This window comes from Paenibacillus sp. FSL H8-0175 (genome assembly GCF_045040615.1).
GTDB classification, from domain to species: Bacteria; Bacillota; Bacilli; order Paenibacillales; family Paenibacillaceae; genus Paenibacillus_AQ; species Paenibacillus_AQ odorifer.
The window spans coordinates 7,002,930-7,016,475 of the sequence record NZ_CP150299.1 but is presented as its reverse complement, the minus strand read 5'-3'; the positions used below and the strand labels follow the sequence as shown (position 1 = coordinate 7,016,475).

Here is a 13,546-nt window from a genome sequence, read left to right as displayed (position 1 = left end):
GTAGATTCCATTAATGGGTTCATATGTTATTATGAAGGAAACGCTCAAACTTGATAAGGGGAAAATTGTAAATGGCAGCAGATCCATCGGTCTTTATATTACTGACGAATACCGGGACGCTTTTTACGAAGCTCATTCAAGGCTATACAAAAGCACCCTATAATCATGCCTCGATCTCCTTTAATCGGGAGCTTTCCGAGCTGTATAGCTTTGGCAGAAAGCATCCGAGCAACCCCCTGAATGGAGGGTTTGTGAAGGAGGATATTAAGACAGGTACGTTTAGCAAATATCCAAATACAACATGTGTCCTATATGAACTTCAAGTTACAGCCCGCGAAGTGGAGAAAATGGAGCGGGTCTTGCAAGTCTTTATCCGAAGCCGTCAAAAGTATCTCTATAATATTCTCGGCGTAATTGGCATTGCCCTGAAGGAGCCTGTCGAATTCAGCAACTCTTATTTTTGTTCGCAATTTGTAGCGGAAATTCTAGAGCGGTCGGGCATTAAGTTATGGAATAAGCTGCCCGCACTCGTTACTCCGGATGATTTTCGCCAAAGTGATCGGCTGCGATTGGTTTACCAAGGTAAATTAAGTGAATATGAACCTGAGCGCCTAGGAGGAGACGAAGGATGAATAGCAAAGAAATATTTTCTAATCGGGTGGATTCGTATGTAAAATATCGGCCGAGCTATCCTGGAGAAGCCATTGATTATTTGTACAATACTATTGGGCTCCAACCAAATTGTGATATTGCTGATATTGGTGCAGGAACAGGAATATTCTCAGCATTACTTCTGGAGCGCGGGAGTCGTGTGACTGCCGTTGAACCCAATCCGGAAATGCGTAGAGCTGCGGAAGAGAATTTCGCAAAGGATAACCATTTCTCTGTATCGCCGGGGTCTGCTGAACATACAGAATTATCCGACCAGTCCATGGACTTTATCGTATGCGCCCAAGCGTTTCACTGGTTTGATAGGGACGCAACGCAATTGGAATTCAAGCGGATTCTAAAACCGGGTGGAAAAGTTATTCTGATATGGAATTCCCGGCTTACTTACGGTACCCCATTTCTGGAGGAATATGAGCAGCTGCTGCAGACCTTCGGGACGAACTACACTCAAGTTAATCATAAGAACATTACCCCTGAGATCCTTAGTTCCTTTTTCAAGAAAGGACAGATGCAAGTAGCGCATTTTAGCAATCAGCAGGTATTTGATTTGGAGGGCTTAAGCGGTCGTCTTCGATCGTCTTCCTACACTCCGGTCCCCGGAGATCCAAGCTATGAGAATATGATGGCTGAGCTGCGGAATATTTTTGAACGAAATAATCGGGGTGGGCAAGTGTTTTTTGATTATAATACCGAAATTTATTGGGGCGAAGTGTAAAGTAAATAAAAAGACTCAAACCTTTGAGATAACAGGGTCTGAGTCTTTTTTACTTGGTAGTTATGAAAGATGTACGTAAAACGTGGTGGACTCGCCGACAAAACTTTTGGCATAAATTTTTCCCTTATGCTGTTCAATAATCGATTTGGCAATCGCCAGCCCTAGGCCATATCCCCCTTGTTTACGCGCCCGGGAAGCATTTGTACGGTAGAATCGGTCAAAGATGCTCGCTAAGTGCTCCGGCGCAATGCCCTCCCCCGTATTGGTGACCGCTAACACCATGTCATTATGTTGTTTTTTAAGGGATAAGGTGACTGAACCTTTAGGGTTCGAATATTTTACAGCATTGTCCAAGAGGATCATAATCACTTGTTTGATCTGTTCACTATTGCCTAGCACTGTCAGATCAGGCTCGATGTCATATTCAAGGGAGATATGCTTCTCAAAGATTACAGCTTCCATCGTTAAAATGATATTTTCAACCACGTCGCTCAGATTGAATTTCGAATAAATCATTCTCGATCTGGAATCGTCCATCTCGGTCAGGTACAACAGATCATTGGTCAGGCTGGTCATTCTTTCTGTTTCCGACTTGATATAGTGCAGCCACTTGGACTGATTGTGAATGGTGTCATCACTGTTGGACAGGAGAACATCCGCATTGGTGTTAATAATAGTCAACGGCGTCTTTAACTCATGGGAAGCATCCGCAATAAATTGTTTCTGTTTCTCAAAAGCCTCCTTTACCGGCGCAATTGAACGATTAGCAAAAAAGCGGCTAGCGAAGTACAAGATAATCAGCATCACTGAGCCAACTACAGAGAAGGTATAGATTAGATTGGTGAGGATTTTTTGCTCTGCAGTGATGTCCAGAAATACAAGCATCGCCCCATCATTCGTATGCTGGATGTTGAAGATCCATTTGCTGCTATCCAAGGTGAACCTTCCGGTATCTTTACCGGCGCTTAGTGCTTCTTGCAGAGCCGTATTATAAAATTCATCGTCCATAGTAAATTTGGAATCTTTCCCCGTAAGGTTGGACGCTGTATCTATTTTCAGCATAAATGAGATTGAGCGTTCTGGAGGAGGTGTTCCGTTATCCGTACGTTTATTATCCACACGTGGTAACGTGGCTCCCCCTTTGGTATTGCCTAATCGTCCTGTGTCACCACCGGGAGACTTGTAGTTTTCCATGATTCTGTGAAGATCCATCTGAATATCGTTTTGGACATCCCGGTACGTAATTACATATATGGAGATGAAGGCCACAAGCATGATCACCGAGATGGTGACTAAGTTAACAATAAGAAACCGATTTCTGAGCTTCGTGAACATCAGGTCGTCACCTCTAATACATACCCTACGTTTCTGATCGTACTAATGCGTACGGTCGAATTTAAGAAGGTCAGTTTTTTTCTCAAAAAAGAAATATACACCTCTACATTATTGTGCTCAGCATCTGAATCAAAGCCCCACAGCTTCTCAATAATTTGTTCTTTGGAGGTTACAGCTTGTTTCCTCAAGATCAGAAGCTCCAATAGCTCACATTCCTTTAGATTGAGCTTGATCTCTTTGCCACCCACGGTAAGTTTCAGATTGGATGTATTCAGTTCAATATCCCCGAACTTTAAAGCATCATCTGGTATCACCTCGCCTTTACGTCTTAGTACAGCCCTTATTCTTGCCAATAAGATCTCCGAGGAAAAAGGTTTGGCGATATAATCGTCAGCTCCATAGTCCAGCCCAGTGACCATATCTGTAATTTCACCCTTTGCGGTAAGCAGGATAACGGGAGTGGGTATCCCCTTTTTCCGCAGCGTCTTGAGGACGCTGACCCCATCCATCTCAGGCAGCATGATGTCGAGCAGCAGCAAATCATAGATTCCACTCAGTGCGTAATCCAGACCCGACCTGCCGTCATGGACTGCATCCACCGAATAATTATGTTTTTTTAATATTTGAGTTAAGGCTTCAGCGAGATGAAGCTCGTCTTCTACTATTAATATTCTCATGGTTTTGCCATCCCCTACATAGAACCAGTATTTGTTATTGAGGTCATTATATCAGGATTACCTTTATTGAACCTTAATGAAGGTTGAGATAGAAGTGACTGCGAACAGCAGTTTGAAATCAAGAAATCTGCAGACAACAGCGGCCGGAAGAACAACATTCACCGCAGTTACGACTTACACCTGTGTTAAGGGAATGTAAAAGATAATCAATAATTTGTAAAACCATTTAAGATTCATTAAAGGTTTGGGATCTAAGATACATTCATAAGCACACGAGACAACGATAAACAGAAAGGATTGATCACATATGGCGATTGAGGTATTCAACCGTTATGAGAACAAATATTTGTTGGACAACGAAGCCTACTATAAATTTTATAACCAATTGCTTGAATACATGGAACTAGACGATTTCAACAAGCAACATGAGTTTTACTCCATAACCAACTTATATTATGACACGGAGCACAACACCCTGATTCGTAACAGTCTTGCGAAGCCCAAGTACAAAGAGAAGCTTCGTTTAAGAGCTTACGGTGTTCCAAATCAAGATACGAAGGTGTATCTGGAAATCAAGAAGAAGGTATTTGGTCTTGTTAATAAAAGAAGAACGTCGCTCAAATTAAACGAGGCTTATGATTTTGTCGCCACCGGCATGGAACCGGAATTCAAGGATTACATGAATAAACAGGTGATTGAAGAGATCAAATATTTTCTGACACGCTATGATTTGCAGCCCAAGGTGTATCTGTCTTATGACCGAAAAGCGTTGTTCTGTAAAAACAATCGCGATCTAAGAATTACATTCGATACAAATATTCGCAGCCGCCGGTACGATCTGAAGATGGAGCACGGTGTTCATGGCGAACCCTTGCTGGAGCCGGGGCAGTGGCTCATGGAAGTAAAAGCTGAGAACACGATTCCGGTCTGGCTGGCCAAAATGCTCTCAGAGCATCAAATGTACCGTACAAGCTTCTCCAAGTACGGCAACGAATATAAAAAAATGCTGAAGAACAGTAAAACAGAACGGGAGAGTGCCCTCTATGCTTGATTCATTATTTACCGTAGCAACTAGTACAGAGTTAACGTTTACCAACGCACTGCTAACTATTTTTATAGCTATTGCTCTTGGCGGGATCATTAGCTACACCTATATGAAGACCAATGCAAGCGGCTATTCGCAAAGCTTCACACTAACTATGGTACTGCTGCCCGTAATTGTGGCCATCATCATTTTGCTTATCGGAAGTAATGTTGCCAGAGCTTTCAGTCTTGCCGGGGCGTTCTCCATCATTCGGTTTAGAAGTGCGCCGGGCGATCCGAAGGATATCACATTTGTTCTGTTCACCATGGCTTCTGGACTTGCCTGTGGAGTGGGTTCCTTTGGATATGCAGTTTTTTTCACCCTTATCCTATGCGCCCTTATGTTTATCCTTAACCGGACTAACTTTGGTGTAAGAACAACGTCGCAAAAAACATTAAAGGTAACCATCCCGGAGAGTCTGGGATATGAGGAAGCCTTCGCTGAAGTATTCAATAAATATAACGTTGGGTATGAGCTTAAAAAGATTAGAACGACTGAGCTTGGCAGTTTATATGAACTGGTCTACGCTGTAACGCTGGGTGAGGCTGTAAACCAGAAGGAATTTTTGGATGCGATTCGTACCCGGAACGGTAATTTAGACCTGTCTCTGACCATGACTCCAACTGCTAATGACTATTAAGATAACGAAAGGATGGATGAAAAATGGATAAATATATAACCGGAAGTAAAGTAGGAATCTTGCTATTGTGTGCATTACTTATGTCGGCTTGCAGTACCAATGCCACAACAACACAGTCTGAAGCGGCGGCGGGTACAGTAGCAGCCTCGGGAACAACGATAACTCAGAATGGGGCTGCTACGGGAGTACAACTGGCAAGCGCCAAATTGTCCGATCTGGTGACGTTCGATGAAGAGGATTCTAATACAACTTGGACGGCTGACCAATCGACGGAAATTGCTTTGGCTGGAACAAGTGCGCTTGTTGACGGCACCGGGGCTGAGTCCAAGGATGGCTCAGTGACAATTACTGCAGCAGGAACTTATGTGCTGTCTGGTAAGTTGAGTGATGGACAGATTGTAGTTAATAATCAGGATGAAGGTACTGTGCACTTGGTACTGAACGGTGTGAACATCACGAACAGCGATAGTGCAGCAATTGATATTAAAGAAGCGGGGAAAGTGATCATTACCTTGGAAGACGGGACGGAGAACTCCGTATCTGATGGAGCAACTTACGTGTATGCCGATGAAACTACAGATGAACCGAGTGCGGCTATCTTCAGTAAAGCGGATTTAACGATTAATGGGACCGGGAAGCTGTCTGTTTCCGCTAACTATAATGACGGAATTACGAGCAAGGACGATCTGAAAATTATGGGTGGCACTATTGAAATTAAGGCTGCCGATGACGGGATTGTAGGTAAAGATCTTGTCGCTGTACAAGACGGAAATATCAGCATAACGGCAGAAGGCGATGGAATGAAATCAACCAACGATACTGAGACGGACAAAGGCTTCATAGCAATAGCAGCAGGAACATTTGATATTACGGCTGGTAATGATGGAATTCAAGCTGAGACTTCACTTGTAATAGATGGCGGAACATACACCTTAGTTACGGGTGGGGGCAACGAGAAGGGTGAAGTGAAAACAGGTGATCAAGGGCAAGGTATGGGCATGAGAGGTGGCCGAGGTCAGGGAACAGGGGATCAAGCACCAGGAACAACAGGAACAACAGGAACAACAGGAACCTCAACATCTGAAACCAAACCAGAGACGATGCCAGAAACAAAACCGAAGATACCAACAACGGAAGCATCAACAACGACAACAACGGCAACAACTACAGAATCGGAAATACCAAGTACTAAAGGTTTGAAGGCTGGAGGAGATATTAGCGTAAACAACGGAACCTTTACCATCGATTCTGCTGATGATGCAGTGCACAGCAACAGTAACATTGCTATAGCTGATGGAGAATTCAACATCAAAACTGGCGACGATGGAATCCATGCGGATGCTTTGGTGGCGATATCTGGTGGTAAAATTGATATTACGAAGAGCTACGAAGGGATTGAAGGAGCAAACATCGAGATTTCCGGTGGCGAAGCTCATGTGGTTGCTTCTGATGATGGAGTGAATGTAGCAGGAGGTAACGATGAGGCGACTGTAGGCGGCGGCCCTCAGGAGCAGGATCAATTCAGCGATTCTGCTAGCAATATGCTAACGATTAGTGGAGGAACACTAACGGTCGATGCTTCAGGTGACGGGCTGGATTCGAACGGCTCCATCACAATGTCGGGTGGCACGGTTATTGTTAATGGACCTACCAATAGCGGTAACGGTGCACTTGATTTCGACGGTAGCTTTGAACAGAGTGGAGGAACTTTGGTGGCTGCGGGAAGTTCGGGCATGGCACAAGCACCGTCTGACACCTCTAGCCAACATGCAGTCAGCATGACTTTCCCTCAGACCCAGGAGGCTGGAACATTGGTTCATCTAGAGGACAGCGAAGGTAACTCGATCCTGACCTTTGCTCCTTCGAAGAGCTATCAAACGGTGGTGATTAGTTCACCGGATCTGAAGGACGGCGGTTCTTACACCCTCTACTCGGGAGGTACCTCGACTGGTAGTGAAGCGAACGGACTGTATACGGATGGTGAATATACAGGAGGAACAAAAGTAGTAGCGTTCGAAATTACAAGCAGCGTAACTTGGCTAAATGAATCCGGAGTAACAACCGCAAACACTAATCAAGGTCCAGGTGGCGGTGGTGGTGGAAACAGAAGACCTTAGGTTATAAATTGCATTCAAAAGCCACTCCAGCATTTTGGAGTGGCTTTTTTTAGTTTGAGATAAATTAGTCGCCGTTAACAGGGATGGAATTCTGTTTAATCGGTTGATTTGAAGTGTTGATGATCACATTATGTGAATTAAAAGACAGAATTTCAATCAGCTGCTCTGCCATATGGTTAGCTGTATATTTAAATCCGCCTTTTACCCACTCTATGATTAATCCAAATAGAGCATAGGCGGTATAACTGGAAAACAATTCGATATTTACATTGGTATTAGTGTTATTAACTGCGACTAAGTCCCGCTTGGTGAGCTCCTTTAAGAGGTCGCAAATCCTATTTTGGAACCCTGGCAGAACATTGGAATTTATAATGATGGTATAAAAATTAGAGTAAGAGACCACATGTTCAAAAATCTTGATGCTCGAGGTGGTCAGCTCACTAACTATAAATTTATCGGTATGAAGATAGGGTTCTTTATAAGCCTTAATTAAATCCTCCAACACATCATCAATTAGCTCATTTAGAAGTTCTTCTTTGGTTTGATAATGTTTATAGAAGGTTCCGCGGTTTAAATCGGCAAGGGTAACGATATCGGTTATCGTAATGGTGCGGAAATTCTTTTTTTCCATGAGTAATATCAATGCGTTTTTAAGCTCTTTACGCGATTTGCTAGTTCTCCGATTATTTTTAAGCAACAGAAGACCACCTAACTGTCTATTTTCTAATCCTATTTGAACAGAATCCCACGTTATATATATTTATGAACATTTGGTGTCTCATTTGTATATTGATAGTTAAATTTTAGAGGATTAAACTTGAGTAGTATAAATTTTAAGCGTTAAAGAGATTTTATATATTGATATTTACATTATAGATAAACGTAAAGGAGACTTCCAACATGAAACTTCAAGACAGAGTTGCAGTGGTTACTGGGGCGGCATCGGGTATGGGGAAATCTATCGCAGAGTTGTACGCTAAAGAAGGGGCAAAAGTGATTGTAGCCGATCTGAACCTAGAAGGTGCTGAACAAGTAGCCGCAGGGATCAATAGTAACGGTGGAGTAGCTAAGGCACTGAAAGTAAATGTTGCCCTGGTTGGAGATATTGATAGCATGATTGATACCGCTGTAAAAGAATATGGCACGCTAGATATTTTAGTGAATAACGCAGGGATTATGGATGGCTTTGAGCCAGTTGGTGATATTACAGATGAACGATGGGATCTTATCTTTGATATCAATACCAAAAGTGTAATGCGGTCCACTCGTAAAGCACTGCCTATTTTTTTGGAAAAGGGAAAAGGGGTTATCGTTAATACCGCTTCTACAGGTGGCGTAAGTGGTGCCCATGCGGGAGCAACTTATACTGCCTCTAAACATGCTGTAGTAGGCTTGACGAAAAATACAGCTTTTATGTATGCCAACAAAGGGATTCGTTGTAATGCTATCGCACCAGGAGCTACTGCCACAAACATCAGTGCTTCAATGAAAAATATAAATGAATTCGGCGTGAGCCGTACGCAATTAACACAGGCTGTGATCCCTCGTGTAGGTACACCTGAAGAAATCGCACAAGTTGCGTTATTCCTGGCTTCGGATGATTCCAGTTTTGTAAACGGAGCTATCATCGCTGCTGATGCGGGTTGGACTTCCGCATTCTAAATGTTGGTTGTCTACCTCTGCCTCAACAGTTTATCCACGGAGTCTTACGGACCCAGATGATGTTATTCGCAAATTTTCAGCCTTTTGAGAAGGAATTCGGACTCCAGAGACGCTATTTCATATAAATCGGCCCATATTTTGTGTTTTCGCGCCAATAGCTGCAGTGGAGTCCGATAGCAATTCAAATGTGGAATAATGGCGCATTTAAGGTCTACTCGGTCCGCTAACCAATTTTTTCGGACAAAATGTGATCGGATTAAACGCAGAGGTACCCCAGCACGCTACCATTTTGCCAAATGATGACCCAAACGGGAGGCTACATAAAACTCCGCTAGAGATTAATCTAGCGGAGTTTTTTCTACGCTTGATATTTCCAGGGGAACCCTGCAAAATAGAGAGAATGCTAACTATAGAGGAGTTATATGAAATGAACGATGTTATGGTGCGGAATCATGTAAAAGTCATTGGAGCAGGAGAAAAAACTATCCTTTTTGCGCATGGATTTGGGTGTGATCAAAGCATGTGGCAGTTTATCACGCCATCATTTGAGAAAAAGTATCGAATCGTTCTATTTGATTATGTAGGCTCAGGCCATTCAGATTTAAGCGCATATACATCGGATAAATATCATACTCTCCATGGTTATGTACAGGATGTACTAGATGTTATCGAAACATTTGAACTCAAGGATCTTATTTTTATAGGCCATTCTATTAGCTCTATGATCGGTTTGCTTGCTTCAATCGAGCGGCCGGATTATTTTAATAAAATGATTATGATCGGACCTTCCCCACGTTATTTAAATGAGGGAGATGCTTATTTCGGGGGCTTCGAAAAAAGTGATATTACTGAGCTTCTGGATATGATGGAGATGAATTTCGCGGGCTGGGCTAGCTTTATGGCTCCACTTGCGATGAATAATCCTGACCCAATGTTGACTAAACAGCTGGAACGAAGCTTTATTTCGGCCGACCCTATTATCGCTAGAGAATTTGCGGAAGTTACATTTTTTTCGGATCATCGAGAAGATCTGCCTAAAGCGACAGTGCCTACACTCATATTGCAATGCTCGGATGATAGTATCGTTCCTATAGAAGTAGGAGAATATTTACATAGACATATGAATAATAGTACGTTCCGGTTAATGGAGGCCAAGGGCCATTATCCACATATTAGCCATCCCCAGGAGACCATTACTTTGATTAATGAGTATCTTGGGTGAGATGGAGAAGATTATGGTGTTGAAAGGATATTTAGACAATGGATGACCGGTTAAAATATGCGCCATGCGGATATGTTTCCATTACCCATGAAGGAATGATCCTCGATGTGAATCAAACCTTTTTGGATGGGATGGGATATCAACAGGTTGATTTGGTAAATAAACACTTTGAATCTATCATGTCTACAGCCAACAAGCTTATTTTTCATTCATACTTCTATCCTTTTATCAATCTGAATGGACATGTAGAAGAGCTATTTATCAATTTGAAGGACAGCAAGGGGCAAGCCGTGCCTTACTTGTTAAATGGTAGACGCCTTGAATGTGAAGGTGTAGAGGTCATTGATTGTATTCTCGTACAGATGGGCAAACGTATTGATTATGAGCTAGAGTTACGATCTGCGAAGAAGCAAATAGAAGAGGCATATTGGGAAAAAGATCAGGCGCTGGCAAAGCTCAAACAAATCCACCTGGAAATCGAGCAAAAGCAAGCTGAATTACTGGAGATGAATGCCGTTTTAGTAGAGCTATCTACTACAGACAAGCTTACTGGATTAAAGAATAGAAGGTTCCTGCAAGAAAAGCTGGAAGAACAGATTGCAGCGTATCACCGTGATCAGGCGCCTTTTTCGTTATGTATTCTAGATATTGATCACTTTAAAAATGTGAATGACACCTACGGTCATCAGATGGGTGATTATGTCCTGGAGAAATTGGCGAGTATCCTGAAGTCCCAATCTCGTAAAGAAGATATCGTAGCTAGGTATGGTGGTGAGGAGTTTATCCTTCTGCTGCCTAATACAGATTCATCGGATGCCACGGCTATAGCTGAGAGTCTACGACAATTCATAGCCAGCTCCACTTGGGAGATTGGCAGCATTACGGTAAGCATTGGCATAGCTACCTTTGAAGCAACCGATACAGACATCACTCTTCTGGAAAAAGCTGATCAAGCGCTTTACGTTTCTAAAGAACAGGGGAGAAATCGCGTTACGCATATTATGGATTTGAGTGAAAAGCTTCTTTAATTGGAGGCTTTTTTTGTTATTTATAAACGATACATCCTCTTTGCTATAATTGCTCTAAAATGTCTGTTCCCTTCAAGCTGTAAAAGGGAATTCGGAATTTCTTGAATGGATCTCTTATGTAAATCGTATTGGCATCAAGCCTATGTGACAACGTTACGATAGAATATAACAGGATGATGATTTATTATCAGTATGTTGGCATACAAAACTATGGAATGTGGATCATGCCTACATTATCTATTCGGGGATTATGGCGATCTGGAAGTGATCCATCCCTCCAATATAAGAGTGCTGTCTGCGGTGGCTATGAATGATACTGTATTATTTGAGATTAAACATGAGCCTTTTAAGCAGATGGTTGCCGATTACCCGTTGATTAAGGATCAATTGATGCTGCTGCAAATGGAGCGTTTATTTTTATCGAATCGGTTATTATATGAAATGAAATTTCATGATGCGAGAGCGCGTGATATGATCGGAACGTTAAGGGAGACGGCTACCCTTGTGCTAAAAGATCTGCAAGAACAAAAGATTATTGAGATTCAACATCAGCAGATCACCGTGTTAGACCCGGCGTATTTACTGGAGTATACGGATTTCGATTGAGAAGAGCCGTTCCGGGATCTTTTTCAGAGAATCGATTATTAAAGGGGTTATGAATGTGGCTTGTAATCATTGTGTAGTAAGAGAGCTGAATTTTCAAATCAAGGCTCATGGTGAGCTTAATCTTAGGGTTTTACCTGAGGTTATTCATCACTTGAGTAGAAGTAATACGATACATAAGGTGGAAGAAAATGTGATTACAATTAAGGAGGCTGGGGTGCGGGATTTTCTGGATTTCTGTAATGACCATATGGAGTCGGAGCAGGTTGAATTCCGTATAGATGACCAAACATGGAGACCTCTATCCGAATTACCCACTGTACTTGATATGGAGTGGATTGATGAGGTTATCACTAAGGGTCTTGTTACTTGCTACTTCCAACCGATTGTGAACGTAAGGGAAGAGATTTTTGCATACGAGCTCCTATCCAGATTTAAAAAAGAAGACGGATCTCTTATCTATCCTAATGAGATTTTTGCGGCGGCACGGAATCGTGGGCGTTTATATGCTTTAGACCGGTTATGTAGAATGACGGCTGTAAAATATGCTGCACCCTTAAATAAAAAAACGTTTATTAATTTTATCCCAACGTCGATCTACGCTCCAGAGTTCTGCTTAAGATCAACCGTTGAACTGGCCAATCAATTAGGCGTCGATCCTTCTCTTTTTGTCTTTGAAGTTGTTGAGACGGAGAAAGTGGATGATCTCGCTCATTTGAAAGCTATTTTGACATATTACAAGGATCGGGGATTTGAATACGCTTTAGATGATGTTGGTGAGGGCTTCAGCACGATCGAGATGTTATTGGAGCTTAAACCCCATTACATGAAGCTGGATATGAAATATGTTCAGGGTGTGTCCAGCGATCTGAACAAACAGAAAATAGCAAAGCAATTTTTAGAAAAAGCTTTAGAAATCCAATCCGTTCCTTTAGCAGAAGGTGTGGAGTTTAGAGAGGACTTTGAATGGCTTAAGCAGAGTGGTTATCAGTTGTTTCAGGGCTATTTATTTGGAAAGCCTGATCCTATTCCCAAACAGTAATCCTAATGAGTATATATCCGTCCAGAGGATGAGATGAATTTCAGGTCAGAGTCTGAGTACAGCCAACCCCCGGGGTTGTATAATTTAGGTAATTTGAAAAGGGGGACGGGATAGATATGAAATGGCATCAATTTGTAACGCGCTGGGCGGATTCTAGGGGCTTTGATGGACGAGAGATTGATTATCAATGGCCTTCTCCCTCATTTCCGGTCATCAGTATTCGCAGTAATCTAGGGCGATACTCAGGTCAAGCGTATGGCCGTGGAGGTAAACCCCGTGTGAAGACAGCCGTTGGATTAATCGCTATTGGAGATGTAGCTGTTGGCTTGATTTCCATAGGTGCGATAAGCGTGGGCGTATTATCCTTAGGAGCAATATCACTGGGAATGTGGTTAGCGATCGGAGCAATAGCACTTAGCTGGCTTGGCTTCGCAGTGGGAGCGATTGCGATTGCAGGCGTGGCTGTAGGAGCGATCGCAATCGCGGAAAAAGCGTTGGGGGCCATCGCCATAGGGGATACGGCGTTTGGTGCGATAGCGATAGGCAGGATCGCTGGGGGTGCCATAGCTATCGGACAATGGGCATATGGTGTAATCGTAGTTGGCGAACATGGTTTCGGATTAATTCCCGTCACGGGCGATGTGTGGAATTGGTTCCGGGGTTTGTTTGGATCGGAGAGTTAAGTAGACCTACAGTCCTAAAGGATGTCCTTCTCTTCCGGGATAGTCGATAAATAATATCTATCACATAAG

The 13,546-nt window shown here is 42.8% G+C and carries 15 protein-coding genes; 12 read left to right on the top strand and 3 right to left on the bottom strand.

Annotated elements, in window-relative coordinates; genetic code table 11:
• The first annotated feature begins 71 nt into the window (after window positions 1-71).
• Both MHH46_RS31120 and MHH46_RS31115 read left to right on the top strand, forming a co-directional pair.
• Window positions 72-632 (top strand): hypothetical protein, encoded by a 561-nt coding sequence (locus tag MHH46_RS31120; protein ID WP_036682293.1) that lies wholly within the window; start codon window positions 72-74, stop codon window positions 630-632.
• Window positions 629-1,384 carry a class I SAM-dependent methyltransferase gene (locus MHH46_RS31115; RefSeq protein ID WP_076191575.1) on the top strand — a complete coding sequence of 252 codons (756 nt, stop codon included), beginning with the start codon at window positions 629-631 and terminating at the stop codon, window positions 1,382-1,384. Before MHH46_RS31120 ends, MHH46_RS31115 begins: the two co-directional genes overlap by 4 nt.
• A gap of 60 nt (window positions 1,385-1,444) precedes the next feature.
• Here the strand turns inward: MHH46_RS31115 and MHH46_RS31110 are convergent, their stop codons facing one another.
• The gene (locus MHH46_RS31110; protein ID WP_076124170.1) at window positions 1,445-2,719 is read right to left on the bottom strand and encodes a cell wall metabolism sensor histidine kinase WalK; all 1,275 of its coding nucleotides are present in this window, start codon (window positions 2,717-2,719) and stop codon (window positions 1,445-1,447) included.
• Window positions 2,719-3,396 carry a response regulator transcription factor gene (locus MHH46_RS31105; RefSeq protein ID WP_076099753.1) on the bottom strand — a complete coding sequence of 226 codons (678 nt, stop codon included), beginning with the start codon at window positions 3,394-3,396 and terminating at the stop codon, window positions 2,719-2,721. The genes MHH46_RS31110 and MHH46_RS31105 overlap by 1 nt, the downstream gene beginning before the upstream one ends.
• Before the next feature lie 76 nt (window positions 3,397-3,472).
• Here MHH46_RS31105 and MHH46_RS31100 point away from each other — a divergent pair, with 76 nt between their 5' ends.
• From MHH46_RS31100 to MHH46_RS31085, 4 genes are all read left to right on the top strand, one after another.
• Window positions 3,473-3,595: a hypothetical protein gene (locus MHH46_RS31100; protein ID WP_256716462.1), complete on the top strand. Its 123-nt coding sequence runs from the start codon at window positions 3,473-3,475 to the stop codon at window positions 3,593-3,595.
• 108 nt (window positions 3,596-3,703) lie between these two features.
• Complete coding sequence (locus MHH46_RS31095) at window positions 3,704-4,447, top strand: polyphosphate polymerase domain-containing protein (protein WP_076105108.1); 744 nt, start codon at window positions 3,704-3,706, stop codon at window positions 4,445-4,447.
• Complete coding sequence (locus MHH46_RS31090) at window positions 4,440-5,120, top strand: DUF4956 domain-containing protein (protein WP_076124168.1); 681 nt, start codon at window positions 4,440-4,442, stop codon at window positions 5,118-5,120. Before MHH46_RS31095 ends, MHH46_RS31090 begins: the two co-directional genes overlap by 8 nt.
• A gap of 23 nt (window positions 5,121-5,143) precedes the next feature.
• Window positions 5,144-7,237, top strand: a complete 2,094-nt coding sequence (locus tag MHH46_RS31085) for a carbohydrate-binding domain-containing protein (protein ID WP_076191577.1) — start codon at window positions 5,144-5,146, stop codon at window positions 7,235-7,237.
• Window positions 7,238-7,301: 64 nt separating this feature from the next.
• On the opposite strand, the gene MHH46_RS31080 is transcribed toward MHH46_RS31085, so the two are convergent.
• Window positions 7,302-7,868, bottom strand: a complete 567-nt coding sequence (locus MHH46_RS31080) for a TetR/AcrR family transcriptional regulator (protein ID WP_063829811.1) — start codon at window positions 7,866-7,868, stop codon at window positions 7,302-7,304.
• Between the two features lie 269 nt (window positions 7,869-8,137).
• On the opposite strand from MHH46_RS31080, the gene MHH46_RS31075 reads away from it, so the two are divergent.
• The 6 genes from MHH46_RS31075 (at window position 8,138) to MHH46_RS31050 (ending at window position 13,477) form a co-directional block, all read left to right on the top strand.
• Window positions 8,138-8,899 carry an SDR family oxidoreductase gene (locus MHH46_RS31075; protein ID WP_076124164.1) on the top strand — a complete coding sequence of 254 codons (762 nt, stop codon included), beginning with the start codon at window positions 8,138-8,140 and terminating at the stop codon, window positions 8,897-8,899.
• Between the two features lie 427 nt (window positions 8,900-9,326).
• Window positions 9,327-10,121: an alpha/beta fold hydrolase gene (locus tag MHH46_RS31070; RefSeq protein WP_076181841.1), complete on the top strand. Its 795-nt coding sequence runs from the start codon at window positions 9,327-9,329 to the stop codon at window positions 10,119-10,121.
• 38 nt (window positions 10,122-10,159) lie between these two features.
• Window positions 10,160-11,149 (top strand): sensor domain-containing diguanylate cyclase, encoded by a 990-nt coding sequence (locus MHH46_RS31065; RefSeq protein WP_076124160.1) that lies wholly within the window; start codon window positions 10,160-10,162, stop codon window positions 11,147-11,149.
• Between the two features lie 192 nt (window positions 11,150-11,341).
• On the top strand, window positions 11,342-11,755 hold the full coding sequence (locus MHH46_RS31060) for a Crp/Fnr family transcriptional regulator (protein ID WP_076191580.1): 414 nt from the start codon (window positions 11,342-11,344) through the stop codon (window positions 11,753-11,755).
• Window positions 11,756-11,945: 190 nt separating this feature from the next.
• On the top strand, window positions 11,946-12,794 hold the full coding sequence (locus tag MHH46_RS31055) for an EAL domain-containing protein (RefSeq protein ID WP_305953541.1): 849 nt from the start codon (window positions 11,946-11,948) through the stop codon (window positions 12,792-12,794).
• Window positions 12,795-12,910: 116 nt separating this feature from the next.
• A complete protein-coding gene (locus MHH46_RS31050; RefSeq protein ID WP_076191584.1) occupies window positions 12,911-13,477 on the top strand; it encodes a hypothetical protein in 567 nt (188 codons plus the stop codon).
• Window positions 13,478-13,546 lie beyond the last annotated feature (69 nt).

Bases quoted from the DNA above. Each gene is read 5' to 3' on its own strand.
- MHH46_RS31120 (WP_036682293.1), top strand. From the start codon at position 72: ATGGCAGCAGATCCATCGGTCTTTATATTACTGACGAATACCGGGACG.
- MHH46_RS31115 (WP_076191575.1), top strand. From the start codon at position 629: ATGAATAGCAAAGAAATATTTTCTAATCGGGTGGATTCGTATGTAAAA.
- MHH46_RS31110 (WP_076124170.1), bottom strand. From the start codon at position 2,719: ATGTTCACGAAGCTCAGAAATCGGTTTCTTATTGTTAACTTAGTCACC.
- MHH46_RS31105 (WP_076099753.1), bottom strand. From the start codon at position 3,396: ATGAGAATATTAATAGTAGAAGACGAGCTTCATCTCGCTGAAGCCTTA.
- MHH46_RS31100 (WP_256716462.1), top strand. From the start codon at position 3,473: ATGAAGGTTGAGATAGAAGTGACTGCGAACAGCAGTTTGAAATCAAGA.
- MHH46_RS31095 (WP_076105108.1), top strand. From the start codon at position 3,704: ATGGCGATTGAGGTATTCAACCGTTATGAGAACAAATATTTGTTGGAC.
- MHH46_RS31090 (WP_076124168.1), top strand. From the start codon at position 4,440: ATGCTTGATTCATTATTTACCGTAGCAACTAGTACAGAGTTAACGTTT.
- MHH46_RS31085 (WP_076191577.1), top strand. From the start codon at position 5,144: ATGGATAAATATATAACCGGAAGTAAAGTAGGAATCTTGCTATTGTGT.
- MHH46_RS31080 (WP_063829811.1), bottom strand. From the start codon at position 7,868: ATGGAAAAAAAGAATTTCCGCACCATTACGATAACCGATATCGTTACC.
- MHH46_RS31075 (WP_076124164.1), top strand. From the start codon at position 8,138: ATGAAACTTCAAGACAGAGTTGCAGTGGTTACTGGGGCGGCATCGGGT.
- MHH46_RS31070 (WP_076181841.1), top strand. From the start codon at position 9,327: ATGAACGATGTTATGGTGCGGAATCATGTAAAAGTCATTGGAGCAGGA.
- MHH46_RS31065 (WP_076124160.1), top strand. From the start codon at position 10,160: ATGGATGACCGGTTAAAATATGCGCCATGCGGATATGTTTCCATTACC.
- MHH46_RS31060 (WP_076191580.1), top strand. From the start codon at position 11,342: ATGTTGGCATACAAAACTATGGAATGTGGATCATGCCTACATTATCTA.
- MHH46_RS31050 (WP_076191584.1), top strand. From the start codon at position 12,911: ATGAAATGGCATCAATTTGTAACGCGCTGGGCGGATTCTAGGGGCTTT.